Raw genomic sequence first — 24,736 nt, 5'->3', positions numbered from 1 at the left:
AAAACATTGGAGACGAGCAATGAAAAAGTTTGCCTTGAGCTTAAGCGCAACCGCTGTACTGGCTTTAAGCAGCCAGATTGCCCATGCACAAAGCAGCGTGACGCTGTACGGCATTATCGATGCGGGCATTACCTACTTTAGCAACGTGAATGGCCATTCGAATTTCGTCGCTAACGACGGTTCGATCCAATCGAATCGATGGGGCTTGCGCGGTGTGGAAGATATCGGCGGCGGCACGCGAGTGATCTTCGTGCTGGAGAACGGCTTCAATCTGTACTCGGGCACGATGGTGCAATCGGGCGTGCTGTTTAGCCGCCAGGCGTGGATGGGTGTCGAGAATCAAACGTACGGCAGGTTCACGCTCGGCAAGCAGTACGATTTCTTCTGGGACAATCTTACGCAGTTTGCAATGGGGCAGGTTGCCGGGCAGTACTCCTGGCACCCGGGTGACTTCGATCACCTTGCGGGCACACTGCACATCAATAACGCGATCAAGTACACGTCGCCGAACTACATGGGATTGCAGGCGGGTGCGCTGTATGCATTTCCTTCGCAATCCGTATCGGCAGGAACGGGGCGCGTGATTGCTTTCGGATTGCGTTATTCGAATGGTCCGCTGAATCTCGGCGCTGCGTACACCGACACGCATGATCTCGGCCTGAATGGGCCGAGCCAGGCCGGCACCACGTTCTTCCCCGATCTACCTGCCACGCCTGTGCTGGCGAACAGCGTCAGCAGCTTCGGTGTGGGGGGCAGCTACCGCTTCGGCAGGAGCCTGACGCGGCTGCTGTTCACCGACACGCACTTCCGCATTGGTCACGATAGCGGCTCGATGCCGACCTATGAAGTGAACGAGGTGTTTCAGCTTACCCCTGCCACCACACTCATGGGCGGCTACTGGCACAGCACGCTCGGCGATCAGAAGTGGCAGAACGCGACGCTCCTGCTCGATTACGCGCTGTCGAAGCGCACCGATGTCTATACGAGCGCGACCTATCTGCGCGCATCGGGTGGCGCGGCGCCGGTTTTCCTCGGGGGTGGGGCGGCACCGGTGTTTGCCAATGGCGTGTATGTCGGCACAGGTGAATCGTCGACGGCGGTGCGTGTGGGGATCCGCACACTGTTCTAGACGAGGCACGCCAGGAACGAATACGGGCAGCGCAAACACTGATTACGGTTTGAACCGTTTTCCGAAAACCAATCCACAAAAGCTTGTTTGCGATTCCGTACCCAGGTCGCTAGATTCATTCGTACAGCAATGAATCGACGGAGGTCGCATGACCACACTTTCAGCGACGCTTATCCGGGGCGGACTTCGGCATCCTGTGCGAAGCCTGCAGAAGCAACTGTCAAAACGCGCGCCCGTATCGTCTGAACAATCGTCAGACGATACGGCGGCCGCTACCTACGTCTCGCCATCGCCCGAGATGCTCGAACGCATTGCGGCTTACGCGCGTTGTGGCTATTTCCATATGGAATACACCGCCGGCATGTTCGTCGTGCCGCTCGAGATCCCGCGAGAATAGTCCGCGTGCTGGCTGTGGCGGGGCAAATCCGCGACATGCGGGCATGGCAGGTCTGCTGCAAGCCGGAGCGACCGAACCGATGCTTCTTTAGAAATGACAATAAATTGGTTCGGCTTTGGCTAGCGCTCTTTCATAGTGTCTCCTGATGGCTATAGGCGGTTGCAATCGCAGATGGCTTAGACCCGCGCGTACTGATTCGCGCGATATCGAAGGAGACGTCATGACGCTTGAACTCGCAGAACGACCCACCCACGCGCTGCTTGAAGCCGCCCGTTCGGCAGCCGCCGTTGCCGCTTTGCCTTATGCCGGCGGCCTGTCGCCGCAGGATGCGTGGGCGCTCGTCCAGGCCGGCGACGCCGTGCTGGTGGACGTGCGCACCGCCGAAGAACGCAAATTCGTCGGATTTGTGCCGGACAGTCTCCATGTCGCGTGGGCGACCGGCACGAGCCTGACGTGCAATCCGCGCTTCGTGCGTGAACTGGAAACGAAAACCGGCAAGAACGCGGTCGTGCTGCTGCTGTGCCGCAGCGGCAACCGCTCGGCGCTGGCCGCCGAAGCCGCGGCGAAAGCCGGCTTCACGCAGGTATTCAATGTTCGGGAAGGTTTTGAAGGGGAGCTGGACGGCGCGCAACGGCGCGGCGCCAGCAATGGTTGGCGCTTTCATGGGCTGCCGTGGATTCAGGACTGACAGCCAGATCGTCGACGTTGCACTTTATGGGGAGTAACCGCTGTGGCTGTGTTTGATGTCGATGAGATTGTTCACGCGCTTCAGACGGTCCGCCAGCAATGGCGCGAAGTGCAGAAGCGCTCGCTCGAGCCGGGTGGGCGCGAATTACCGGGGCGCGAAGCGCTCTCGGAGGTCATCGACACGCTGAAGGGCGTGCTTTTTCCGATGCGCCTCGGACCGCCCGATCTGCGTCAGGAAAGCGAAAACTTCTATGTCGGGCATGCGCTCGACGCCGCGCTGCATGCCTTGCTGAGCCAGGCGCGTCTGGAGCTTCACTACCGCAGCCGTCATCAACCGCCGCCCGCCGCGACGATCGAGGCCCAGGCTGGCGTCGCGGTGCGCGCTTTCGCGGCGCGGTTGCCGGCGATTCGCACCTTGCTCGATAGCGATGTGTTAGCGGCGTTCCACGGCGATCCGGCGGCGGGCAGTGTGGATGAAGTCTTGCTGTGCTACCCCGGCGTGCTGGCGATGATCCACCATCGGCTTGCCCACGAGCTGTATGGGCTAGGGCTGCCGCTGCTGGCGCGAATTATCGCTGAGCTCGCGCACGCACAGACCGGTATCGACATTCATCCTGGGGCGCGGATCGGCGCGGGGTTCTTCATCGATCATGGGACGGGTGTGGTGATCGGTGAAACCGCCATCATCGGCGAACGCGTACGCGTCTATCAGGCCGTCACGCTGGGCGCGAAGCGTTTTCCGCGCGACGCGCAGGGGCATCTGGAAAAGGGCCATGCACGTCATCCGATCGTTGAGGACGACGTCGTGATTTACGCGGGCGCCACGATTCTTGGACGCGTTACGCTCGGGCAGGGCGCGGTGATCGGCGGCAATGTGTGGGTCACGCAGGATGTCGCGCCGGGTTTGCATGTGACGCAGGCCGTCTCGCGCAGCGAAGGCACCGGCACTGGCACCGCCGCCGCGGTCCGTGAGCGCGCGCCGCGCGATCACGCAGACGCGGAGCCCGTCGCGGCCGGAGCCGCCAGATGAGTGTGCTCGTCAGGGACTTCGGCGCGGCGGTGCGGCGCTTTCGCGAGGCGTCCGGCTGGTCGCAGGAGCAATTGGCCGAGCACGCCGGACTCAACCGGTCTTACGTCGGCGAGATCGAGCGCGGTTCTGCTATTGCGTCGATCGTGACGCTCGACAAGCTCGCTCGTGCTTTCAACGTACCAGTCGAACGCTTGCTCAGCCATTCAGCCGACAGCGCGAACCTTGCCGCGCGCTCGCATCCCGCGCTCGTCGATCCGGTGCCTGCCCGTTAGACCGCCTCTTTGCCGTCTATAGCATGTTGAACGGCTGGGGGCGCCTTCCGATAATCACTTTCGTTCATAAGCTTTCCCGTTTTTCTTCTATCAACCCCGGAGCTTCAGATGACAGCAACAGTGGGCGGCCTGACGGCGCTCGGCGATACCGCAGCACGGCAACTAGCCAATGCCACCAAAACCGTTCCGCAACTCGCTACGATTACGCCCCGCTGGCTCACCCACCTGCTCCAGTGGTTGCCGGTCGAGGCGGGTATCTATCGCCTGAACCAGGTGAAAAATCCTGAAGCCGTGGTGGCCGCGTGCACCGCGCGCGAAGATGAAAGCATCCTGCCGCGCACTTTCGTACCTTACGAAGAGCAACCGCGCGAGTACTTCCTGAATGCCGTCAGCACGGTGCTCGACGTGCACACACGGATCTCGGATCTGTACAGCAGTCCGCACGATCAGATCAAGGAACAACTCCGGCTCACGATCGAAACGATCAAGGAGTTGCAGGAAAGCCAGTTGATCAACAACCCGGACTACGGCCTGCTCGCCAATGTGGCTGAAGAGCAGCGCGTGCTTCCGCTGACTGGCGCGCCGACGCCCGACGATCTCGACGAATTGCTGACCAAGGTATGGAAAGAGCCGGCGTTCTTCCTGACGCATCCGCTCGCGATCGCCGCATTCGGTCGTGAATGTACGCGTCGCGGCGTGCCGCCGCCGACCGTCAGCCTGTTCGGCTCGCAGTTTTTGACGTGGCGCGGCATTCCGCTGATTCCGTCGGACAAGGTGCCGGTTGCCGATGGCAAGACCAAGATTCTGCTGCTGCGCGTGGGCGACAAGCGCCAGGGCGTGGTCGGCCTGTTCCAGCCGGGCGTCGCCGGCGAGCAGGGTCCAGGTCTGTCGGTCCGCTTCATGGGCATCAATAACCATGCGATCGCTTCGTATCTGATCTCGCTCTATTGCTCGCTCGCGGTGCATTCGCCGGACGCGCTGGCAGTTCTCGATGACGTGGAGATCGGCAAGTACCATGACTACCCAGATACCTACAAGTAAGCCCATGGATAGCGTCCTGCCGCACGATGTGCCGACGGGTCCGCCCGCGGGTTTGCCTGATCCGGCGACGTTAGCGTCGCTGGCCAATGCGTTCTTCTCGGCGCTGCCGGGCAACGCGCCGCAGGTAGGCGGTGCGTCCGGCGTGGCTGCCACGTTGCCGTTCACGGCGCCTGTGATGAGCGAGATCAGCAATCCGGCCCCGGCCGGTTCGCCACTCGCGGGTCCTGGCGGCGCAGGCACAGGCGTGCCTGGCGCAGCGTTGCCGCAGGGGCAAGTGCCGGGTGGCAACCTGTTGCCCTCGGCGCCGACGCACGTTCTGTCCTTGGGTAATCGGGCGCCCGCGTTGGCGCCTCATGCCGCCGCGCAGAACGGCTTGCCGGATAGCGCGGTGACGGTTGCGCCGGCGCTCGATCCGCGCTTTGGCGGGGCCGCGCTTGGCGTGCCTGAGGGGCATGGCGCACAGCGTCCGTCTGCGGGTGGTGCGTCGCCTGCGTCGCCGGTCTCACACGGGTCACCTTCGCCTTATTATTTCCTGGGCGAAACGGGACAAGCCCTGACCTCGACTGCGGCGTCGCCGGATATCGTCGTGCCAGGCTGGCATGAGGTGAGCGCGCAATCGCTCGGTCTGCCCGGTGTCGATGAACCGCTTGCGGAGCAACGCTTTCCGTACGATCGGCCGGCCGCCTCGCAGGCGGTGCCGAACCCGGCGCCGGCAGAACACGGCAGCGGCTCGCATTATTTTCTGAATCTGAATGAGGCGTCGCGCTTTCCTGGGCAGACACCTGGTGCGACGGGCGGCGTGCCGCATGCCGGCCCGTCAGCCCACCCGCCATTCGATGTAAATGCGATTCGCCGGGATTTTCCGATTCTGCAGGAGCGCGTGAATGGCCGCCAGTTGGTGTGGTTCGATAATGCCGCGACCACGCACAAACCGCAGGCGGTCATCGATCGGCTGGCATATTTCTACGCGCATGAAAACTCGAACATCCATCGGGCTGCTCATGCGCTGGCCGGCCGTGCCACTGACGCATACGAAGCCGCACGCAGCAAGGTGCAGCGTTTCATCGGCGCGGCGTCGCCGGATGAAATCATCTTCGTGCGCGGCACCACCGAAGCGATCAACCTGATCGCGAAGACGTGGGGCGTGAAGCATGTCGGCGAGGGTGACGAGATCATCGTCTCGCACCTGGAGCATCACGCCAATATCGTGCCGTGGCAGCAGCTTGCCGCGCAAACTGGTGCCAAGCTGCGCGTGATTCCGGTCGACGACAGCGGCCAGGTATTGCTCGACGAATACCGGCGGCTGCTCAATGACCGTACCAAGATCGTCTCGGTCACGCAGGTGTCGAACGCGCTGGGCACGGTGGTGCCGGTCAAGGAGATCGTTGAATTGGCGCATCGCGCGGGTGCGAAAGCGTTGGTCGACGGCGCGCAATCGGTGTCGCACATGCGGGTGGACGTACGGGCGCTCGACGCGGACTTCTTCGTGTTCTCGGGTCACAAGGTGTTCGGTCCGACCGGCATCGGCGTGGTCTACGGAAAGCGCGCGATTCTTGAAGACATGCCACCCTGGCAAGGTGGCGGCAACATGATCGCGGACGTCACCTTCGAGCGGACCGTGTTCCAGCCTCCGCCGAATCGCTTCGAAGCCGGCACGGGCAATATCGCCGATGCAGTGGGTCTCGGTGCGGCGATCGATTACGTTCAGCGCGTGGGCATTGAGAATATCGCGCGCTATGAACACGATCTGCTGGCCTATGCGACAAGCGTGCTGCAGCCGGTGCCGGGGGTGCGCCTGATCGGCACGGCGCGTGACAAGGCCAGCGTGTTGTCCTTCGTGTTGAAGGGCTACGAGACTGAGGAAGTGGGACAGGCGTTGAACGAAGAGGGCATTGCCGTGCGCTCAGGGCATCATTGTGCGCAGCCGATCTTGCGACGCTTTGGTGTAGAAGCGACGGTGCGGCCTTCGCTCGCGTTCTACAACACCTGCGATGAAGTCGATGCGCTGGTGTCGGTCGTGCGGCGGTTGTCTTCGCGGCGTTAACGAAAAAGCGGCGGCCGGTTACGGTCGCCGCTTTTTTCAGCCGATTTTTCAACCGACTTCTCAGCCGCTTAACACGCGAGCGGCGATGACTCTACAGGTCCGCTTCAGCAATCGAATCGATTAATTCGGAAGTTAATGCGTAGGCGAGGCAATCACGGCTTTGGCCGTTTGCCAATATTTCGCTACGATGGGCCGAATGCCACCCTCTGACGGGCCGGCGATTTCGCGCTCGAAACAGGCACACAGCGCGGCGATGAGCAGCACGGCGACAAGCCGCCCCTGCGATGGATGAGCGCGCTCAGACGGCGCGGCGTCGTGCGGGGCAGTTGCGGTTGCTTGCTGTGAATAATCCCAACGCGGTTTGCTCATGTCGGTGGACCATGCCGATACGTGACCTTTTAGTGTCACCGTTCCGGCGTCGCGGTCCAACGAAGATTTTCGACTATCTATATCACTCTGGCGTATTTGGCGCGCTGCGTTCCGTTGGGGCGAGACGCGCTTTTACTTGCGCATCCCAGCGCATAACGGGCTCATAACCTTATGCGCTTTGCTTGGTTGTCGTCCGCGTCGCAGGCCGCTAATCTCAACCCATCTGGCATTCGACCCATTCAACCCATCCTCCTGGCAGGTTTATGGCTTCTCGCGACACATCGGGCGCATCGGGCACACCGGCAAACTTCGACTTGACCGATCCACGCCGGCGCACGCTGCTGAAAGCAGCGGCGGCAAGCGCCGCGACCTTCGCCACCGGTGCACTGTTGCCTTCGCAACGGGCGCAGGCTCAGACGCAGTCCAACGGCAAAGTCTTGCGAATCGGTTTTCAGAAATACGGCAACTTCGTGGTTCTGAAAGCTCATGGCACGCTCGAAAAGCGGCTGGCCGCGCAGGGTGTGTCCGTACAGTGGCTCGAATTCCCCGCTGGCCCCCAGCTTCTGGAAGGCCTGAACGCCGGGGCGGTGGATGTTGGGACAGTCGGCGAAACACCGCCGATCTTTGCCCAGGCCGCCGGCGTCGATTTCGTCTACATCGGCAACGAGCCGCCGGCGCCAAAGGGTGAGGCGATCGTCGTGCCGCATGATTCGCCGATTCGCTCGGTCGCGGATTTGCGGGGCAAGAAGGTCGCACTGAACCGGGGCTCGAATGTCCACTTTCTACTGGTCAAGGCGCTGCAGCATGCGGGACTGTCCTACGCCGATATTCAGCCCGTGTTTCTGACACCGGCCGACGCGCGTGCGGCGTTCGTGCAAAACAGCATTGATGCGTGGGTGATCTGGGATCCGTATCTGGCCGCTGTAGAACGGCAAGCCAAGGCGAGAGTGATCGCGAACGGCGAGGGTCTCGTGCGCAATACGCAGTACTACCTCGCCGCGCGTAAGTTCGCCGATGCGCAGCCCCACGTGCTGCAGGAACTGCTTGCCGAACTCGATCTGGTCGATCGATGGAGCCGCGACAATATCCCGGCCGTCGCCAGCCAGTTGTCGCCGCTCGTCGGTCTGGACGCGCCGACACTCGAACTGGCCTTGAACCGCGCCAGTTACAGTGTGCTGCCTATCGACACGACAACGCTCGACTACCAGCAACAGATCGCCGACACGTTCACCGAGTTGAAGCTGATTCCGAAGAGGCTCGTCGTGGCGGACGCGAAATGGCGTACTACGTGACGTGACCCGCGCTCAGGCAATACCCGTCATACCCGCCAGGTAATCCCACGGATAAATCCCCTGCGCGTGTCCATCGCTGAACACGATCTGCACGCCGTAGCCCATCGGCTGCATGTCGACAATCTCGACGCGCGGCTCGAGCCGCGCCGTCTGACCCGTGTGCGTCAGGCGGCGGCAGGTCGAGCAAGGACACCGCGCCCTCAGCGTCGCGTTGTCGATCCACTGCGTCTTTCCGCTATTCCACCTCAGGGACAACCGTCCACTCACCGCGTGAACCGTTATGTGGTCGGGGGCGTTCATCATTGCGCTTTTTCAATTTGATTCACGGCGATACGGGCTGCTTTGCGTACTTCCGGATCGGGATCGGTCACGGCGGCTTGCAAGGCCGGCAACGACGCAGCGTCGCCCAGTTCGCCAAGCGATAAGGCGGCTTCCTTACGTAAATTGCTGATCGCATGGGTGAGCAGGGCGGCGACCGGGGTGCTTGCGGTTGCGTCGCCGAGTTTGCCCAACGCACGGGCCGCCTGCAAACGGACCTGCCAGTAGTCGTCGTCAAGCGCAGCGATCAGCGCATCCCGCGCGCTTTGCACGCGTAGTTTGCCGAGCGTGGTCGCCGCTTCCTCACGGACCTGCCACGCGGCATCGCGTAGTGCGCCCAGTAACGCGGCGATGGTGTTGTCTGTCACCGCTGCCCCGATGCCCAACGCGCCGATTGCCGCGCGTCGTACGGCGGCGTTCGGATCATGGGCGGCGACCGCAGTAAGAGGGCCAAGCGCCTGTTCGCTCTTCAACCAGCCGAGCACGCTCACTGCTTCGAGCCGTACAAGGTCTTCGCTTGCCGCTAGCGCGGCCAGCGCAGGTTCCAGTGCACCCGCGTAGCGTAATTCGCGCAGACCGCGGAGCGCAGCCTGACGGACGAACGGATCGCTATGCGCGGTCCAGGGCGTGAGCAGCGGTCCCGATTCCGGGTCTTTCAAATTGGACAGGCTTTGCGCGGCCGCATCGCGTACGTTCTTCGCGCCGTCGGCCAGTGCTTCGCACAGCGCCTCTACCGCGTCGGCGCGTTCCCATGCGCCTAGCACCTCGGCGGCCTGAGCTCGAACGTCTGATGACGTGTCGGTGCGCAAGGCGGCGACAATCGGTGCGAGCACGGCTTCGTCTTCGAGGTCGGCGAGTGCGAGGAGCGCGATGCGGCGCACGGCGGCATCCGCGGATGCCAGGCGCGGCAGGAGTTCGGCGGCTTCCGGATCGAGGGAATCGGGATCGAACGTAAGGGGAAGCGACGTATCTGTCATGAGTTGAATGGTCCGGATGGTTCGCGATCAGCGCAGCAGGTACGGAATCTCGACCCTGACCGCATCGGTCGGGCAATCTTTCTCGCACGGCATGCAGTACCAGCATTCGTCGAACTTCATGTAGGCCTTGCCCTTCGTGAGGTCGATCGCGAGCAGGTCGAGTGGGCACACATCCACGCAGACCGTGCAGCCTTTGTCGGCGATGCATTTGTCTTCGTCGATCGTGACTGGCGCTGCGCTGCGTTGGAAAATGGTGTGGGGTGTCGTAGACATGGTGGCTCCTCAAGCGTCGGCGAGCGCGGGCTCGCTGATCCGCAGGTTCTGATAGGCCTGAGTTTCATGGTTGTCGAGCGGCACCACATACGGCTGAACGGCGCGTTTCTCGCTGACCATGCGGCCTGCTGCGTCTTTCTTCAGATGCGTGTGGCAAAACCACTCCGCGTCGTTGCGCTGCGGATAATCGACGCGATGGTGGTACAGCCCCCATCGGCTTTCCGTGCGATACAGCGAGGCGTGCGCGGCCATTTCCGCGCAGTCGCGAATCGCCCGCACTTCAGCGGCGCGCATCAGTTCGTGCGGATTGTCGGCCTTGATCTGCTCGATGTCGGCGGCGATTTCAGCGAAGCGTTGCAGGCCGATTTCCATCTTGCGCGTGACCTTCGGCGGCTGAAGATAGTCGTTCACCATGCGGCGCAGTTTGTATTCGACCTGCGCCGGGGCCAGCCCCGTCTGCCGTTCGAGCGGCGCGTAGATCCGCGCGCGTTCGCCGTCGATCTGCTCGTTGTCGAGCGTTGCATGCTCGCGGCTCTCGACGTATTGCGCCGCGTTCTGACCCGCGAACCAGCCGTAGGTGAACGCGCCGAGCATATAGTTGTGCGGTACGGCAGCCATGTCACCCGCGGCGTAGAGGCCGGCAACCGTGGTCTCCGCGCGCTCGTTCACATAGACGCCGGACGCGCTGTGGCCGCTGCAAAAACCGATCTCCGAGATGTGCATCTCGATCATCTGCTGCCGGTAATCGGTGCCGCGTCCCGCATGAAACCGTCCGCGGCTCGGGCGTTCGTTCGTGTGTAGAATCTGCTCGATGGTTTGAATGGTTTCTTCGGCGAGATGGTCGAGCTTCAGAAAGACCGGCCCGTTGCCGCTTTGGAGTTCCTGATAGAACTCCCACATCATCTGGCCGCTCCAGTAATCGCATTCGATGAAGCGTTCGCCCTTGCCGTTCGCGGTGAAACCACCAAGCGGTCCGGTCACGTAGGCGCATGCGGGGCCGTTGTAGTCCTTGATCAACGGGTTGATCTGGAAGCACTCGAGGTTCGCCAGCGCTGCGCCCGCGTGATAAGCCATCGCGTAGCCGTCACCGGCGTTGGTGGGGTTCTCGTAGGTTCCCATCAGGTAGCCCGAGGCGGGCAAACCCAGCCGGCCCGCGGCGCCGCAGCAGAGAATCACCGCCTTGGCGCGCACCACATAGAAATCCGCCGTACGGCAATCGAAGCCCAGGACGCCGCAGGCGTGCCCTTGTGCATCGGTCAGAACGCGTGTGACGACGATGCGATTGGTGATCGCAATGCGCGCCCGTTTGAGCTGCCGGTAGAGCACCTTTTTTATGTCATGGCCTTCCGGCATCGGCAGAACATAGGAGCCCATGTGATGCACTTTCTTGACCGCATAGTCGCCCGTACCGTCTTTTTCGAACTTCACACCCCAGCGGTCGAGTTCTTCGATGGTCTTGAAACTGTGCTGGGCGTAGGCATAGACGGCTGCCTGATCGACAATGCCGTCGTTGGCGATGGTGATTTCTCTCGTGTACTGCTCGGGTGTCGCGTGGCCGGGAATGACGGCGTTATTCAGACCGTCCATGCCCATCGAGATCGCGCCGCTGCGTTTGACGTTGGCCTTTTCCAGCAATAACACTTTCAGATTCGGATTCTGTTCCTTCGCCTTGACGGCAGCCATGGGGCCGGCGGTGCCACCCCCGACCACGACGAGGTCGTACTCGATCACGTGCGTATTCATGTCGTCTTCCTTGTGGTCTTCCTTGTGGTCTTCTTCTCTTTCTGGCGGTCGATGCGAAAGCGATACTGAAATGCATCGCCCCGGAAATAGAGGTATTCGTAGTCAATCGGCGTGCCGTCCACGCTATGCGTCAGACGTTCGATGCGCAGCACCGGGCTGCCTTCTTCAACGTTCAAGGCTTCGACGATTTCATCGTCGGCGAGAATCGCGTCGATCGAGACGTCAGCGTGGCCGAGCGGCACGGCGCAGTCGTTCTCGAGAATGAGAAAAATGTCGCGCGTGACGAGGTCCGCGTTTGCGAGGCGTTTGCCTAACGCTTCCGGAACCCAGGTGATTTCGAGCGATACCGGCTCGCGATTGAGCAGGCGCACACGATGGATTTCGGCAACTTTCGCGCCCTCGGGCAGGTTCAGCCGGCTGGCGATATGCGCGGTGGCGGGAATGAAGCGGATATGTTTGAGCTGGTTGACGATTTCATAGCCCATCGACGACATCGCTTCTGCGAAGCCTTGTAAGGCACTGACGTTCTGGAACGCTTTGGGCTTGGAGACGAAGGTGCCCTTGCCGTGGAGTTTGAAAACGAGGCCTTCCTTTTGCAGATCGCCGAGGGCTTGCCGCACGGTGATGCGGCTGACGTTGAACATCGCACAGAGGTCGTTCTCAGACGGCATCTGGGAGTGGGCCGCGTACGTGCCATCTAGTATGCGCGAGCGCAACGCCGTCTTGATCTGCTCGTAGAGCGGCGCGGCGGAAAGCGGCAGCACGTTGGCGGGGTCGGGTTTCAGCATGATCTGGGGGTGTCCATACTTGTTATGACAAGTTGGAGCACAGTCTAGTGATGGCGACTCGATGGGAGAACGAAGATTTTGTGCTTTGCATTTCTGCGGGAGAGCTTTCGGCATGCCGGTTAGCGTGCGGGGCCCCGGCGCATGGGCGCAGCGCGTTTAGGGGCCGGGCACAGCGCGGTAGGCGGTAGCAAGCAGCGTCGGCGAAGGACGATTACACTGGCCCGACATGTTTGCGATGGAGCTCGCCCCATGTCACGTCAGCTTCGCCTTGGCGCTTTCATGCGTCCCACGACCATTCATACCGGCGCATGGCGCTATCCCGGCGCCTATCCCGACGCCAACTTCAATTTCGCGCACCTGAAGCGCTTTGCGCAGACGCTCGAGCGTGGCCGCTTCGACGCGTTCTTCATGGCCGACCACCTCGCGGTGCTCAACATGCCGCTCGACGCGCTCAAGCATAGCCACACGGTCACGTCGTTCGAACCGCTGACGCTGCTGCCCGCACTGGCTGCGGTCACCGAACGGCTGGGGTTGATTGCAACCGCGTCCACCACGTTCGACGCGCCGTATCACGTCGCCAGGCGTTTTGCCTCGCTCGACCATATCAGCGGTGGCCGCGCGGGATGGAATCTCGTGACGACGTCGAATCCGGATGCCGCGCTCAATTTCGGTCTCGACGAGCATGTCGAGCACGACGAACGGTATCGGCGTGCCCGTGAGTTCTTCGATGTAGTCACCGGGCTCTGGGACAGTTGGGCAGACGATGCCTTTATCCGCGATACGGAAACCGGCACTTTCTTTGATCCGCAAAAACTGCATGTGCTGAACTACAGGAGCGAGAACTTCTCGGTGCGCGGCCCGTTGAACATTGCGCGCCCCGTTCAGGGATGGCCCGTCATTGTGCAGGCGGGGTCATCGGAAGCCGGGCGCCAGATCGCGGCTGAAACCGCGGAGGTGGTGTTCACCGCGCAAAGTCTGCTGGCTGACGGCAAGCGTTTCTATGCCGATGTGAAGGGGCGTATGGAAAAGCTCGGCCGTGCACGCGATCACATGAAGATACTGCCGGCCGCCTTTGTGGTCGTCGGCGATACGTTGGACGAGGCGCTGGAAATCCGGGCGCGGCTCGACACCTTCGTTCACTACGAGAGTGGAATCGCTTCGTTGTCGATTGCCTTGGGGCACGACGTGTCGGGTCTCGATCCGGACGGCCCGCTGCCCGAGATCCCCGAGACCAATGCGAGCCGAACCGCGCGGCAACGGGTGGTCGAATGGGCGCAGCGCGACGGGCTGACGATTCGTCAACTCGCTCAGCGCATTGGCGGATACTCAGGACTCGAGATGGTGGGTACGGCGACAATGATCGCCGATCAGATGGAGCAGTGGTTGGTGGAAGAGGGCTCAGACGGGTTCAACGTGATGTTCCCGTATCTGCCGGGCGGTCTTGACGATTTCGTTGACAAGGTCATTCCCGAGTTGCAGAAGCGAGGCTTGTTCCGGCGCGAATACGAAGGGGCGACGCTGCGCGAGAATCTGGGATTGCCGCGGCCTGAGAACCGGTTTTTCGCTCGGTGAGATGACCGGCCACTGAACCCCTAGTCGGTTTACTTCACGGCGCGTTCGCGAGTCGACGTGACGTCACACATCACGCTCTAGTGTTCGCCCGTGCGCGCCGTCAGTTCCCCGTTCATCGCGCTGCTCACGACAAACTCATACCGTTCCGGCCGGATATGAAATAGCGTCGACTCGCAGACGCGCCCGTCGGTGAGGCGCGAGGTCCGTTTCATCACCAGCAGGGGTGCATGTTCCGTTGTCTGAAGGCTGCGCGCGATAGCCGCTGACGCGGCCACGGCGGTAATGCTCATGTCCGCACGGGCGATTTTCCAGCCGGGCATCGATTCGATGATCTCGTAAGAAGGCCGCGTCTGCGCCAGTTGTTCGGAGATCGTTTCCGCTTCGGGTAGCAGCCATGTCTGCGCCAGTGCGACGCTGACGCCATCTACGGAATGCAGCCGCTCGAGATAGACCGCGGTCTTGACCTCGTTCGCGAATACGCCGGCCATGTCGGCGGGCAGCTTCTTGCCGGGCTGCATGCGCAGGAGCTTCATCTGCGGCTCGGCGCCCTGGCGCGCCAACGAATCGTAAAAGCCGCGCAATACATCGAGACGATGCTGCATGCGCTTGCCGCTTGCAAAGGTGCCTTTGCCCTGTTTTCGCTCCACCAGCTTTTCATCCGCCAGCTTGCCGATGGCGAGACGCACCGTCACGCGGCTGACGCCAAAGCGCTCGCTGAGTTCGGCTTCTGACGGCAGCTTGCCGGACGGCTCGTAGCTGCCATTTTCTATTTCGCCACGCAAGGTGCCGGCGATCTGGTCGTAAAGCGACGTGACGTTTTCACGGAGTAGGCTCATAGGTTCTTTTTTCCTCTTGCAGTACACGCCGGCACTGCGATGAATCGATGCTGGCGGGCTAAGCCACTTCTTCGTATAAGGATATGAGAAGTGCTTAGATCGACAACTTGTATTAATACGTATTATGCCAACTTTCCGGCAGGTCAGGTCCGCATGCGGATGATTCTCGACCGCCTTACAGGAGCGGGGAAGTGGCAAACGAAACATCGCGCTATGCGTCGATCGCAAGTGGTGGTCCAACCGTGTCGCCGCAGGCGAGTCACCCTGCGGTGGCGCATCCGCATCCGCATGCCGGCGGGAGCCCGTTTAAGGCGCGCGCTGGATTTCTGCTCGCGTGGCTGTGTTTCGCCGCCATCGCCTGGGTGCTGCCGGCACCGCAGGGTCTGACGGCGCACGGCAGGGCCACTCTGGCCGTGGTCGCGTGGGTGGCGATCGTGTGGATCAGCGAGGCGATTCCTGTCGGCGTCAGCGGCATTCTGCTGCCGATGCTACTGGTGCTGTCGCATGCGGTCACGCCGTTCCCCAAAGCTGCAAGCGGCTTCGCCGCGCCGGTCGTGTTCCTGTGTCTTGCCGCCTTCCTGTTTTCCGCGATCATGCAGGCGGCCGGACTCGACCGCCGTATCGCGCTGGTGTTGCTCGATAAGCTCAAGGTGCGTTCGGCGAACGGCGTGATCTGGGCGATGTTCGTCGTCAACATCGTGATGTCGCTGGTGGTGCCCGCTGCCAACGCCCGTGCGGCCGCGCTGCTGCCGGTGACCAACGGCATCGTCGGGCTGTTTGGCGATAGCCCTCGCGAGCGCAGTGCCAGAAAGGCCATTGTGATCCAGACGCTGGTCTATGGCTCGATGATCAGCGGTATGTGCATTCTCACCGCGCATCTGCCGAATATGGTTGTCTCCGGTCTGCTGGAGAAGCAACTCGGTGTACGGATTTCGTATTTCACCTGGTTCCGGCTGCAATGGCCGTACCTCGGCATGTTCGTGCTGACGCAGTTCTGGGTGCAGCACTACTTCAAATCGCGCGGTGTGCCGGTGCCCGGCGGCCGTCAGGCGATCGTCGACGCGCGCCGCAGCTTGCCGCCGGTAGCGCGCCAGGATTGGCTGGTGCTCGCCGTGTTCGGTTTCGTCGCGATCATGTGGGCTACCGAATCGCTGCATCATCTGCAATCGGAAATCGTCGCGTTGATCGCGCTTGCGCTGATGTTCGCACCTGGCGTGCTGCGTTCGAGCTGGAAGGAGATTCAGGAACGCACCATCTGGGGCACGCTGTTTCTGCTCGGCGGCGCGCTCTCGCTGTCTTCGGCGATCAGCGATTCAGGGCTTGCGCAGTGGGCTGCCGATCACATCTACGCACTCGCACACGGCTATGTCTGGTGGCTGATGCTGGCGATCGTAATGATCGGCACCCATGCGATCCGGATCGGCATGCTGTCGAACGTCGCGGCAGTGACCATGATCGCGCCGATCGCGCTGGCGTTGGCGCCGCGTCTAGGCCTGCATCCGGTGGCTTTCACGCTGCTGATCAGCGATACCGACAGCTTCGCCTACCTGCTCCCCACGCAAATCACAGCAGGCGTCATTGCATACAGCAGCGGCGCCTTCACGACCTCGGACTACGCCAAAGTTGGCGTGGTGTCGGTGCTGATCGCGATTGCCTACGGTATCTGCGTGATGGCGCCGTGGTACGCGTATCAGGGCATCCCGATCTGGAATCCTGCTGCACCCTGGCCGTTCGCGCACTGATCGCGCCGCGCTTCACCCCATCCTTTGATCAAGAGACACTGACGTGAACCAAGACCACGACCACGATAATGGCACCGGCAACGAAAGCATCGAAGCAACGCTCGCGGCAAAGGGCGTCGCGCTGCGCAAGCGCCTCGGCCCGCATGTCGCGCCGGCCGGTTTGTATGAGCGTCATAAGGCGTTGCCGTTTGCCGGGCGTGTGAGCTGCAACGTGACGCAACTCGAAGCGGGTAGCTGGAGCGAGATCGTCCTCGACTATGAAGTGGGGGCCTCAGGTATTGCCGATGGCGCGTGGCTGAAGGCAACCTTCAAGTTCTATTCGGATTGGGCGCTGTTTCAGACCAGCGACCCGGCCGCGGCCAACTACATCAGCGCGGAATATCACGCGGCGCCGCTTGTCCCGGGCCAAAGCCCGGCGACCGTTCAGTCGTTGAATGTGCGCTTCGATCAGAAGGGGCACGAAAGGCCCTTTCAGAAGGCCGTCATTGTGGATGTCGCCGACGGTTACCTGAATGCCGGCGACCATATCGTGATCCGCCTCGGCGATCGGCGGCGCGGTCCGGGTACGCGTGTGCAGACCTTCGTCGAGGATCAGTTCCGTTTCCGGTTTTACGTCGACCCGCTCGGCACCTCGCGTTTTGTCGCTGTGCCGGGCGATGTCGTGATCGACATCCATGCCGGCGCGCCGGCTCAGGTGCTGCTCAATGGTCCGCGCTTCGTGCAACCGGGGCAACCGGCGCCGTTCCGGCTTTCATTGCAGGACCGTTGGGGCAATGCCTGCCGCGATGCCGTTGGTACGGTTCGGGTGCGAGCCTATGATGAGCGCCAGCGCATGGTCTACGAGCGTGAACTGCCGCTGCCGGCCGAAGGCTGGGCGAGCGTCGCGCTGACCGATTTGCCGACAACGCCTGGCAGCTTGCGCATCGTCGCGGATGTGCCGTCGCTGCATGACGTGCGCGTGGCGGAAGCCTTCCTGACGCTGGATGCCGCGCTGCCGGTCGCCCGCTCGCTGTACGCGGACTTGCATGTCCACGCCCACGATACGGTGGGGACCAACAGTCCGGCCTATAACGCGGCTTATGCCCGCGATATCGGCGGCATCGATGTACTCGGCTATACCGCTAACGATTTCCAGATCACCGACGCGAACTGGCAACTGGGCGTCGACACCGTCGAGCAGTTCAACGAAGCAGGGCGCTTCGTTGTCTATCCGGTGCAGGAATGGTGCGGCAGCTCGACGGCGGGCGGCGATCACAATGTCGTTTTTCTCGGCGACGAGCGGCCGGGTTTTCCGTACAACGCGCGGGGCGAGCACAACCGCACGCTGGTGTGGAACGAGGATATGAAGGGCGCGGCGGTCGAACTGGGCCGCTGGCCGGTGGACGAACTGTGGGACGCCTACGTGGACGATGCCGCTCACCATCTGGTGATGCCGCATGTGGGCGGGCGCCGCTATATTCCTGACTGGCATCATCCCGAACTCGAACGGCTTGTCGAAATCGCGTCGACGTGGGGCCATTTCGACTGGCTCTATCGCGATGTGATCGCACGCGGTTATCAACTCGGCGTGGCGGCTAGTGGCGACGAACATCGTGGCCGGCCTGGCGGCGGTGCGCCCGGTGTCAGCGTGTTCGGCGTGCATGGCGGCCTGACCGGTGTGCTGTCCGAATCGCTCGACCGGCGCTCGGTCGGCGAGGCGCTGCGCTCCCGCCGGACGTGGGCGACCACGGGCGAGCACAGCGCGGCGCTGGTTCGCTGCGGCGAGTTCTGGCAAGGCGATGCCTTCACGCACCGCGGGCCGGCCACACTCGACTATCGTTTGCTGGGGCGCGCCGGCTGGGAATATGTTGCGGCGTTCGATCACAGCGGTCTTCTCGTCGAGCGCAATCTGCACGAAGAACTGGGCTATGCCGAGCGCCTGATTCGCGTCCGCTGGGGCGGTGCGCGGATTCGCGACCGCTATCGGTGGGCGTCGTGGCAAGGGCGCATTCGCATCGTCAACGGCACCATCAATAATTTCGGCGCGGCGGGCTTCGAGCACGTGGAGGAGGCGGCGTGGCGCACGGGTGCAACGGACATCGAGTTTCGCAGCGATACCTATGGCGACGCCGATAGCATCGAGATCGATGTGAGCAATCTGGCGCATGCGCGCATTGTGATCGAAGGCACGATCGACGGCTTCGTGAAGGTGGGTGATCCGCTGCAGGGCAATCCGTTCGCGCACGCGCCGACCTTTCACTGGGAAATCAGCGGCGCGGAGCTGCTCGCAAGCGGTACGGCGCGGTATGAACTTGGCGGTACTGAACTGTTCCTGGCGGTCGAGCGCTTGACGGATCAACCGTTGCCGGTGGATTTAACAGGGAGCTTCGAAGTGGCACCACAGAACGCCAGTTTTGGCTTTCGCCCGGTGTACGTGTTCGGTCGTCAGCGCGACGACAGCAAGGTTTGGACCTCGGCGCAGTTCATCACGTTTGACAGGTAGTGCAAGCCCGCGCACCGGCCAGGCAGCGGGCAGAGCAGAGCCCGTGCGCTACGCGGTTGCGGCCACTTCCCGCGGGTGCAGGTGGCGGCTCACCGGGCGTCGCAGCCCGAAGTGTTCGCGCAGGGTACGTCCCTCGTAGTCGGTGCGGAAAATGCCGCGTTGTTGCAGAAGCGGAACCACACCGTCGGCGAAGTCCTGCAAGCCACCTGGCAGAACATCCGGCATCAGATTGAAACCGTCGGCGGCGCCGCCTTTGAACCAGTGCTCGATGTCGTCGGCGATCTGTTCCGGTGTGCCGACCACGACACGATGTCCGCCGCCGCCCGCCAGCGCGCGGATCAACTGACGCGCCGTGTAGCCATGCGTGCGCGCTTGCGCAAGCGTTGCGTTGAAGAACGTGTGATTGCCGTTGCCGCCGCCAGGCAATGAGAGATCGTCCGGCAGGCGCTCGTCGAGTTTCAACCGGTCGATGCTAATGCCCAGAATTCCGGCCAGTCGGGTGAGGCTGTAGGTCCATGGAATCAGGTCGATCAGTTCATCGCGACGGCGCAGGGCTTGCGCCTCGGTTGCGCCGATGATGGTGGTGAGGCCGGGTAGCACACGAATGGCATCGTTGCCGCGTCCCCACGCCGCAGCGCGAGATTTCAGTTCACGCGCATAGGCGGCTGCCTCGTCGAACGACTGCGATGCCGAGAATACGGCTTCCGCGTGCCGCGCCGCGAGTTCGCGCCCGTCAGCTGAGCCGCCGGCCTGGATCAGCACGGGATGACCCTGTGCGCTACGCGGCAGGTTGAAAGGGCCATCGACACTGAAGTACTTGCCGCGATGATCGATGCGATGCACCTTCGCCGGGTCGATGAAACGGCCGCTCGCCTTGTCGCCGATAAAGGCGTCGTCTTCCCAGCTATCCCAAAGCGCCTTCACCACCTCGGTGAACTCGGCTGCGCGCTCGTAGCGTTGCGCGTGATCCGGCACTGCCTCGCGGCCGAAATTGCGGGCAGAGCCGAGATCGGCGGTCGTCACGATGTTCCAGCCGGCCCGGCCCGCGCTGAGATGATCGAGCGTGGCAAAGCGGCGAGCGGTGTTGTACGGCTCGTTATAGCTCGTCGATGCCGTGCCGATTACGCCGATATGCGTCGTTGCCGAAGCAATGCCGGCGAGCAAGACGGTTGGCTCCAGTGCCGTGATCGGGCGGAAATCGATCTGATCCGCAATCGACGCGTTATCCGCGAGAAACACGGCATCGAATTTTGCCGCCTCGGCAGTTTGCGCGACGCGGACGTAGTGGGCGATATCAACGAAGGCGCGCGGATCAGCGTCGTGTGTACGCCATGCGGAAGGGACAAAGCCGGAGTGGAGGATATTGACGTTCAGATGAAGCTGGCGGGGCGGGTCGGTTCTCATGGTCCTGTCGAATGCGGAAGCAGCCAGCAACGAAGGAACGAACGTTCTGACCGATTCGCCCATTGTCGAATAACGGATCGTTCGAAACCACAAAGGAATTGTGGCATCGATATGCCGGCGAAGACTAAGCGCGCGGCAAAGATGGAGATCCCCGCGTGAATCCAGGCGCCTGCTTGCGAGAAGCCTACGGTTCGTCGCGCGCGACGCTTTGCATATCAGAACAAATTGGTTTTCCGCGGGCCCCGCCCAGGCACACAATCATGCCCGGATGACGGTAGCCAATACGCCGCCTTTGCCGGCGCATGCGTTGCGTATGCCCGCCGGATCGTCCCCGCTTCTTCAGGTAGATGAAGTCTCCGATGAAATCGAACCGCTCACCGCTTCCCGATCGCATGGAAAAGGTTTCGTGTCCGAACGAGCCGATCCTGATTGCCTCTGCGCTCACGAAGCATTTTGGTGCAACCGTCGCGCTATCGAAGCTCGATCTCTCAATCCACGCCGGCGAGGTCGTCGCGTTGATGGGCGCCAACGGGGCGGGGAAGTCGACGCTCGTCAAGATCCTGAGCGGCGTCTATCCGCCTGACAGCGGGACCTTGACGCTGCAGGGCCAACCGTATCGGCCCACATCACCTCAGGTGGCTAAACAACTCGGCATTGCCACGGTGCATCAGTCGATTGCCGACGCGGTCGTGCCGGCACTGTCAGTGGCCGACAACCTGTTGCTCGACCGCCTGTGCGATCCGGCATCGCCCTGGCGCGTACCGCCCGCGATGCGGCGCGAGGCGGCGAGGCCGCTTGCCGGGCGGGTCGGGCTGGATGTCGATCTGTCGGCGCCGCTCGGGTCGCTCTCGCTCGCGAATCAACAACTCGTGACGCTGGCGCGTGCGCTGGCTTCGCGCCCCCAACTGCTGATTCTCGATGAGCCCACCGCGAGCCTCTCCGCAGCGGAAGCCGAACGGTTGTTCATGCGGCTCGAGCCATTACGCGAAGAGGGCGTCGCGATTCTGCTGGTCTCGCATCGACTGGGCGATCTGCGGCGCATGGCGAGCCGGGTGGCGATCGTGCGCGATGGACATCTCGTAGCCGACCTGCAACCTCCAATCGATTTCGACGCTGCCGTCGAGACGATGATTGGACGGCCCATGCCGCAAGGCCGAACCCAGAATGCAAAGGATGCGAGGGACGGGGCCGCGCTCGAACCCTGTTTCAGCGTGCGCGACTTTCAATTGACGCCGGCCAGCCTCCCATTCGATCTCGACGTCCAGCGCGGCGAGATCGTGGCGATAGCCGGGCCGGTGGGCGGTGGCAAATCGCGCCTCGCGAGAGCGATCTTAGGTGCGGCCCATGCCAGCCGTGGTCAGATGGTGCTCGACGGCAAACCATGGCGTCCTCGTTCGCCGGCCGATGCAATTCGCGCCGGCGTGTTCCTCGCCGGCGAGGATCGCTGGCGCACGTCGTTGTTTCCCGACAGCGTGCCGTTTGCATCGATTGCGGGCACGCTCAGCTTTCCGTTTCTGTCGCACTGGTTCAAGCGCGGCGTGGTGCGCGAGTCGGTGGAGCGCGATGCCGCGATCGAAGCGATCAAAACCTTCGGCGTTCGTTGCACGGGCCCCGACGACCGACTGACGCGCCTGTCCGGCGGCAATCAGCAGAAAGTCGTTCTCGCCCGCTGGCATGTCGGGCGCGCGCGCCTGTTGCTGCTCGATGAGCCGTTTCAGGGTGTCGACGCCGGTGCGCGCGCCGATATTGTCGATACCTTGCGGCGGCATGCCCATGAACGCGCGACGATCGTGTTCGTCAGCGATCTCGAAGAAGCGCTGGAGATTGCGGATCGCGTCGTACGGTTCGATCGTGCGACGCTCGAGCGCCCACCTGTTCATTCAGCTATTCTATCACCCACGACGTGAACGCCGAACTTAATCCATGAAACCCCTCGCACCTTCCATTGACGCTCACGTGCCAACCGGGCAACGGGCGCAGTCAGCATTGCGGCGTTTCCGCGATCATCTGGAACGCACTGGCATTCTGCTCGTGCTGGCGATTCTGATTGTCGCGTTCGCCGTCAGGGAACCCGCCTTCCTGAACATCGACAATCTGTTCAGCATTCTCCAGGCGGTATCCATCGTGGCGTTGCTCGGCATTGGCGTGACCATCACGCTGGCGGCGGGCGGCTTCGATCTCTCGGTGGGCAGCGTGGCTGCTTCAGCTCAGATGGCGGCGAGCTACGTGCTGATCGTCTGGCATGGCAGCGCGTTCGCGGCCGTGGCTGCATGCGTGGCGCTCGGCGTGGCGGCCGGCCTGTTCAACGGCTTGCTGATCACGCGGTTGCGCGTGCCGGACCAACTGGCGACGCTCGGCACTCTGTTCCTGCTGGCCGGTCTGCAACTGATTCCGACGGGCGGCCGGTCGCTGGCAACCGGTACCGTGCTGCCTGACGGCACGGAGGCGAGCGGGACTTTCACCGACGCGTTTCTCGCGTTGGGGCGTCTGCGTCTGTTCGACGTCGTGCCGCTGCCCGTCCTGATTCTTGCTGTGTTGACGGTGCTTGCCTGCCTCGTCATGGAGGCGACGCGCTGGGGCCGGGTGATCTATGCGATCGGCGGCAATGAGACGGCGGCGCGGCTGGCGGGTGCGCCCACGGCCCGCTACCGGATCGCGGCCTATGTCGCTTCGGGGGCGATTGCGTCGTTGGGCGGCGTGCTGATCGCGGCGCGCGTCGGACGAGGCGACGTCAGCGCCGGTCACTCCCTGCTGCTCGATGCCGTGGCGGCTGCGCTGATGGGTTATGCGGTGTGGGGCGCGAAGCGGCCCAACGTGTTCGGCACCGTGGTGGGGGCTGTGTTCGTCGGCGTGCTGCTCAACGGCCTGACCATGCTGAATGCGCCCTACTACATGCAGGATTTCATCAAGGGTGCGCTGCTGGTCCTGGCGCTCGCGTTCACCTTCAGTGTTGGACGACCCGCGGACTCGCGGGCGTGAGCCTTGCGTGCCAGCGGAAGTCGTTTGCCATCCGAAGGAATATCGATTGCCGAATCGTTCAGTTTGCGCGAGCGGTGTCCGCTGATAGATTGAGCGAACAGTCATTCAAGCGGAGATCTCCATGGCAGACATTGGCGAAGCGGCTTCATCGGACACCCGCGGCGAGAGTCGGCATGCGGTGCGTGTGATCGCCGATGATGCGCAGGCCATCGCGGTGGCGCACGAGGTGGCAGCCCGCCTCGCGCAAGGCGCGGCCGAACGCGATATCGAACGCCGCTTGCCCCGCGAGGAGATCGAATGGTTCTCGCAGTCCGGGCTATGGGCCATCACGGTACCGAAGACTTACGGCGGCGCCGGCGTCTCCTTCGTCACCTTGACGGAAGTCGTCAAGATCATTGCAGCAGCGGATCCGTCGCTTGGACAGTTGCCGCAGAATCACTTCGGCCTGGTCGACGTAATCGCGCTAACCGCAACCGAGGAGCAGAAAAAGTACTTCTTCGCGCAGGTGCTGGCCGGCAAGCGTTTCGGCAACGGATTTTCGGAGAAGGGCACAAAAAACGTACTCGATCTGAAGACAAGCGTGAAGCGGGACGGCGACGACTACGTTGTCAATGGCACCAAGTTCTATTCAACCGGCGCGCTGTTCGCGGACTTCGTCCCCGTACTGGGGCTCGACAGCGAACGCAAGGGCTGGCTCGCCTACATTCCGAAGGGCACACCGGGGCTGACCGTGATCGACGACTGGTCGGGCTTCGGTCAACGGACCACGGCAAGCGGTACCGTGGTGCTGGAAAGCGTGCGCGTGCCGGCCTCGCATGTGTTGCCGGCGCATCGTGTGTCCGACTACCCGACGCTCAACGGTCCGATCTCCCAGATCATTCAGGCCGCCATCGACGCCGGCATCGCGAAGGCGGCGCTCGACGACACGCTCGCGTTCGTTCGTCAGCGCTCGCGGCCGTGGATCGACAGCGGCGTCGAGCGCGCGAGTGACGATCCGCTGACCGTACGGGAGATCGGTCATCTGCATATCCAGCTACATGCCGCCGAGGCTTTGCTCGAACGGGCCGCGCGCGTGATCGACGAGATCGCGGCAAAAACTGAAACGAGCGAAGACGACGTGGCGCGCGCATCGGTCGCCGTGGGCGAAGCGAAAGTGTTGACCACGGAAGCCGCGTTGCTGGCGGGTGAAAAGCTGTTCGAGCTTGCCGGCACCCAGTCGACGCTCGGCGAACACAATCTCGACAGGCACTGGCGCAACGCGCGCGTCCATACGTTGCATGATCCGGTGCGCTGGAAGTACCACCTGGTCGGTAACTACTATCTGAACGGCGTCAAGCCGGCACGTCATCCCTGGAATTGAC

At 62.6% G+C, this 24,736-nt stretch carries 21 protein-coding genes; 14 read left to right on the top strand and 7 right to left on the bottom strand.

The window, feature by feature from the left end; all coding sequences use genetic code 11:
* Nucleotides 1-19 precede the first annotated feature (19 nt).
* From PQQ96_RS26485 to PQQ96_RS26450, 8 genes are all read left to right on the top strand, one after another.
* Nucleotides 20-1,129 carry a porin gene (locus PQQ96_RS26485; protein WP_408298166.1) on the top strand — a complete coding sequence of 370 codons (1,110 nt, stop codon included), beginning with the start codon at nucleotides 20-22 and terminating at the stop codon, nucleotides 1,127-1,129.
* A 148-nt stretch (nucleotides 1,130-1,277) separates the two neighbouring features.
* Complete coding sequence (locus tag PQQ96_RS26480) at nucleotides 1,278-1,526, top strand: hypothetical protein (protein ID WP_408298164.1); 249 nt, start codon at nucleotides 1,278-1,280, stop codon at nucleotides 1,524-1,526.
* 220 nt (nucleotides 1,527-1,746) lie between these two features.
* Nucleotides 1,747-2,214: a rhodanese-like domain-containing protein gene (locus tag PQQ96_RS26475; protein WP_408298162.1), complete on the top strand. Its 468-nt coding sequence runs from the start codon at nucleotides 1,747-1,749 to the stop codon at nucleotides 2,212-2,214.
* A gap of 42 nt (nucleotides 2,215-2,256) precedes the next feature.
* Nucleotides 2,257-3,243 (top strand): serine O-acetyltransferase EpsC, encoded by a 987-nt coding sequence (gene epsC, locus PQQ96_RS26470; protein ID WP_408298160.1) that lies wholly within the window; start codon nucleotides 2,257-2,259, stop codon nucleotides 3,241-3,243.
* Nucleotides 3,240-3,515, top strand: coding sequence for a helix-turn-helix domain-containing protein (locus PQQ96_RS26465; protein ID WP_408298158.1), 276 nt, complete (start codon nucleotides 3,240-3,242; stop codon nucleotides 3,513-3,515). The genes epsC and PQQ96_RS26465 overlap by 4 nt, the downstream gene beginning before the upstream one ends.
* Before the next feature lie 108 nt (nucleotides 3,516-3,623).
* A complete protein-coding gene (locus PQQ96_RS26460) occupies nucleotides 3,624-4,556 on the top strand; it encodes a family 2A encapsulin nanocompartment shell protein (RefSeq protein ID WP_408298156.1) in 933 nt (310 codons plus the stop codon).
* Nucleotides 4,531-6,600 carry a family 2A encapsulin nanocompartment cargo protein cysteine desulfurase gene (locus PQQ96_RS26455; protein ID WP_408298154.1) on the top strand — a complete coding sequence of 690 codons (2,070 nt, stop codon included), beginning with the start codon at nucleotides 4,531-4,533 and terminating at the stop codon, nucleotides 6,598-6,600. The genes PQQ96_RS26460 and PQQ96_RS26455 overlap by 26 nt, the downstream gene beginning before the upstream one ends.
* A gap of 632 nt (nucleotides 6,601-7,232) precedes the next feature.
* Nucleotides 7,233-8,261: a sulfonate ABC transporter substrate-binding protein gene (locus PQQ96_RS26450; RefSeq protein WP_408298152.1), complete on the top strand. Its 1,029-nt coding sequence runs from the start codon at nucleotides 7,233-7,235 to the stop codon at nucleotides 8,259-8,261.
* Nucleotides 8,262-8,273: 12 nt separating this feature from the next.
* Here PQQ96_RS26450 and PQQ96_RS26445 read toward each other — a convergent pair whose 3' ends face one another.
* The 5 genes from PQQ96_RS26445 to PQQ96_RS26425 are packed head-to-tail and all read right to left on the bottom strand — an operon-like array spanning nucleotide 8,274 to nucleotide 12,360.
* A complete protein-coding gene (locus tag PQQ96_RS26445; protein ID WP_408298150.1) occupies nucleotides 8,274-8,564 on the bottom strand; it encodes a DUF971 domain-containing protein in 291 nt (96 codons plus the stop codon).
* Nucleotides 8,561-9,556 (bottom strand): HEAT repeat domain-containing protein, encoded by a 996-nt coding sequence (locus PQQ96_RS26440; protein WP_408298148.1) that lies wholly within the window; start codon nucleotides 9,554-9,556, stop codon nucleotides 8,561-8,563. The genes PQQ96_RS26445 and PQQ96_RS26440 overlap by 4 nt, the downstream gene beginning before the upstream one ends.
* A 27-nt stretch (nucleotides 9,557-9,583) precedes the next feature.
* On the bottom strand, nucleotides 9,584-9,829 hold the full coding sequence (locus tag PQQ96_RS26435; protein WP_074284608.1) for a 4Fe-4S dicluster domain-containing protein: 246 nt from the start codon (nucleotides 9,827-9,829) through the stop codon (nucleotides 9,584-9,586).
* 9 nt (nucleotides 9,830-9,838) lie between these two features.
* Nucleotides 9,839-11,572, bottom strand: coding sequence for a fumarate reductase/succinate dehydrogenase flavoprotein subunit (locus PQQ96_RS26430; RefSeq protein WP_408298146.1), 1,734 nt, complete (start codon nucleotides 11,570-11,572; stop codon nucleotides 9,839-9,841).
* Entirely contained in the window at nucleotides 11,569-12,360 is a 792-nt protein-coding gene (locus tag PQQ96_RS26425) for a GntR family transcriptional regulator (protein WP_408298144.1), read from the bottom strand. The genes PQQ96_RS26430 and PQQ96_RS26425 overlap by 4 nt, the downstream gene beginning before the upstream one ends.
* A 249-nt stretch (nucleotides 12,361-12,609) precedes the next feature.
* On the opposite strand from PQQ96_RS26425, the gene PQQ96_RS26420 reads away from it, so the two are divergent.
* Nucleotides 12,610-13,932, top strand: a complete 1,323-nt coding sequence (locus tag PQQ96_RS26420) for an LLM class flavin-dependent oxidoreductase (protein ID WP_408298142.1) — start codon at nucleotides 12,610-12,612, stop codon at nucleotides 13,930-13,932.
* 77 nt (nucleotides 13,933-14,009) lie between these two features.
* Here PQQ96_RS26420 and PQQ96_RS26415 read toward each other — a convergent pair whose 3' ends face one another.
* On the bottom strand, nucleotides 14,010-14,768 hold the full coding sequence (locus PQQ96_RS26415; protein ID WP_408298140.1) for a GntR family transcriptional regulator: 759 nt from the start codon (nucleotides 14,766-14,768) through the stop codon (nucleotides 14,010-14,012).
* Between the two features lie 191 nt (nucleotides 14,769-14,959).
* Between PQQ96_RS26415 and PQQ96_RS26410 the strand changes: the two genes are divergently transcribed.
* Nucleotides 14,960-16,510: an SLC13 family permease gene (locus tag PQQ96_RS26410; RefSeq protein WP_408298138.1), complete on the top strand. Its 1,551-nt coding sequence runs from the start codon at nucleotides 14,960-14,962 to the stop codon at nucleotides 16,508-16,510.
* Nucleotides 16,511-16,553: 43 nt separating this feature from the next.
* Nucleotides 16,554-18,992: a hypothetical protein gene (locus PQQ96_RS26405; RefSeq protein ID WP_408298136.1), complete on the top strand. Its 2,439-nt coding sequence runs from the start codon at nucleotides 16,554-16,556 to the stop codon at nucleotides 18,990-18,992.
* A gap of 48 nt (nucleotides 18,993-19,040) precedes the next feature.
* Here the strand turns inward: PQQ96_RS26405 and PQQ96_RS26400 are convergent, their stop codons facing one another.
* Nucleotides 19,041-20,396, bottom strand: coding sequence for an LLM class flavin-dependent oxidoreductase (locus PQQ96_RS26400; RefSeq protein ID WP_408298134.1), 1,356 nt, complete (start codon nucleotides 20,394-20,396; stop codon nucleotides 19,041-19,043).
* Between the two features lie 392 nt (nucleotides 20,397-20,788).
* On the opposite strand from PQQ96_RS26400, the gene PQQ96_RS26395 reads away from it, so the two are divergent.
* The 3 genes from PQQ96_RS26395 to PQQ96_RS26385 all read left to right on the top strand — a co-directional run bounded on the left by PQQ96_RS26395 (nucleotide 20,789) and on the right by PQQ96_RS26385 (nucleotide 24,735).
* Nucleotides 20,789-22,303 (top strand): sugar ABC transporter ATP-binding protein, encoded by a 1,515-nt coding sequence (locus PQQ96_RS26395; RefSeq protein WP_408298200.1) that lies wholly within the window; start codon nucleotides 20,789-20,791, stop codon nucleotides 22,301-22,303.
* A 16-nt stretch (nucleotides 22,304-22,319) separates the two neighbouring features.
* Entirely contained in the window at nucleotides 22,320-23,375 is a 1,056-nt protein-coding gene (locus tag PQQ96_RS26390) for an ABC transporter permease (RefSeq protein ID WP_408298132.1), read from the top strand.
* A 121-nt stretch (nucleotides 23,376-23,496) separates the two neighbouring features.
* Nucleotides 23,497-24,735: an SfnB family sulfur acquisition oxidoreductase gene (locus PQQ96_RS26385; protein WP_408298130.1), complete on the top strand. Its 1,239-nt coding sequence runs from the start codon at nucleotides 23,497-23,499 to the stop codon at nucleotides 24,733-24,735.
* Nucleotide 24,736 lies beyond the last annotated feature (1 nt).

Origin of the sequence: Paraburkholderia sediminicola (assembly GCF_046027825.1) — a bacterium.
Taxonomy (GTDB): Bacteria; Pseudomonadota; Gammaproteobacteria; order Burkholderiales; family Burkholderiaceae; genus Paraburkholderia; species Paraburkholderia sediminicola_D.
Note: the sequence above shows the minus strand (reverse complement) of the source record. Positions and strands in the feature narration are given on the sequence as shown.

What these genes read in the sequence shown, in the direction of transcription:
- PQQ96_RS26465 (WP_408298158.1), top strand. Translation starts at nt 3,240, where the DNA reads ATGAGTGTGCTCGTCAGGGACTTCGGCGCGGCGGTGCGGCGCTTTCGC.
- PQQ96_RS26435 (WP_074284608.1), bottom strand. Translation starts at nt 9,829, where the DNA reads ATGTCTACGACACCCCACACCATTTTCCAACGCAGCGCAGCGCCAGTC.
- PQQ96_RS26460 (WP_408298156.1), top strand. Translation starts at nt 3,624, where the DNA reads ATGACAGCAACAGTGGGCGGCCTGACGGCGCTCGGCGATACCGCAGCA.
- PQQ96_RS26390 (WP_408298132.1), top strand. Translation starts at nt 22,320, where the DNA reads ATGAAACCCCTCGCACCTTCCATTGACGCTCACGTGCCAACCGGGCAA.
- PQQ96_RS26485 (WP_408298166.1), top strand. Translation starts at nt 20, where the DNA reads ATGAAAAAGTTTGCCTTGAGCTTAAGCGCAACCGCTGTACTGGCTTTA.
- PQQ96_RS26480 (WP_408298164.1), top strand. Translation starts at nt 1,278, where the DNA reads ATGACCACACTTTCAGCGACGCTTATCCGGGGCGGACTTCGGCATCCT.
- PQQ96_RS26440 (WP_408298148.1), bottom strand. Translation starts at nt 9,556, where the DNA reads ATGACAGATACGTCGCTTCCCCTTACGTTCGATCCCGATTCCCTCGAT.
- PQQ96_RS26450 (WP_408298152.1), top strand. Translation starts at nt 7,233, where the DNA reads ATGGCTTCTCGCGACACATCGGGCGCATCGGGCACACCGGCAAACTTC.
- PQQ96_RS26385 (WP_408298130.1), top strand. Translation starts at nt 23,497, where the DNA reads ATGGCAGACATTGGCGAAGCGGCTTCATCGGACACCCGCGGCGAGAGT.
- PQQ96_RS26420 (WP_408298142.1), top strand. Translation starts at nt 12,610, where the DNA reads ATGTCACGTCAGCTTCGCCTTGGCGCTTTCATGCGTCCCACGACCATT.
- PQQ96_RS26455 (WP_408298154.1), top strand. Translation starts at nt 4,531, where the DNA reads ATGACTACCCAGATACCTACAAGTAAGCCCATGGATAGCGTCCTGCCG.
- PQQ96_RS26415 (WP_408298140.1), bottom strand. Translation starts at nt 14,768, where the DNA reads ATGAGCCTACTCCGTGAAAACGTCACGTCGCTTTACGACCAGATCGCC.
- PQQ96_RS26395 (WP_408298200.1), top strand. Translation starts at nt 20,789, where the DNA reads ATGGAAAAGGTTTCGTGTCCGAACGAGCCGATCCTGATTGCCTCTGCG.
- PQQ96_RS26475 (WP_408298162.1), top strand. Translation starts at nt 1,747, where the DNA reads ATGACGCTTGAACTCGCAGAACGACCCACCCACGCGCTGCTTGAAGCC.
- PQQ96_RS26425 (WP_408298144.1), bottom strand. Translation starts at nt 12,360, where the DNA reads ATGCTGAAACCCGACCCCGCCAACGTGCTGCCGCTTTCCGCCGCGCCG.
- PQQ96_RS26430 (WP_408298146.1), bottom strand. Translation starts at nt 11,572, where the DNA reads ATGAATACGCACGTGATCGAGTACGACCTCGTCGTGGTCGGGGGTGGC.
- PQQ96_RS26400 (WP_408298134.1), bottom strand. Translation starts at nt 20,396, where the DNA reads ATGAGAACCGACCCGCCCCGCCAGCTTCATCTGAACGTCAATATCCTC.
- PQQ96_RS26445 (WP_408298150.1), bottom strand. Translation starts at nt 8,564, where the DNA reads ATGATGAACGCCCCCGACCACATAACGGTTCACGCGGTGAGTGGACGG.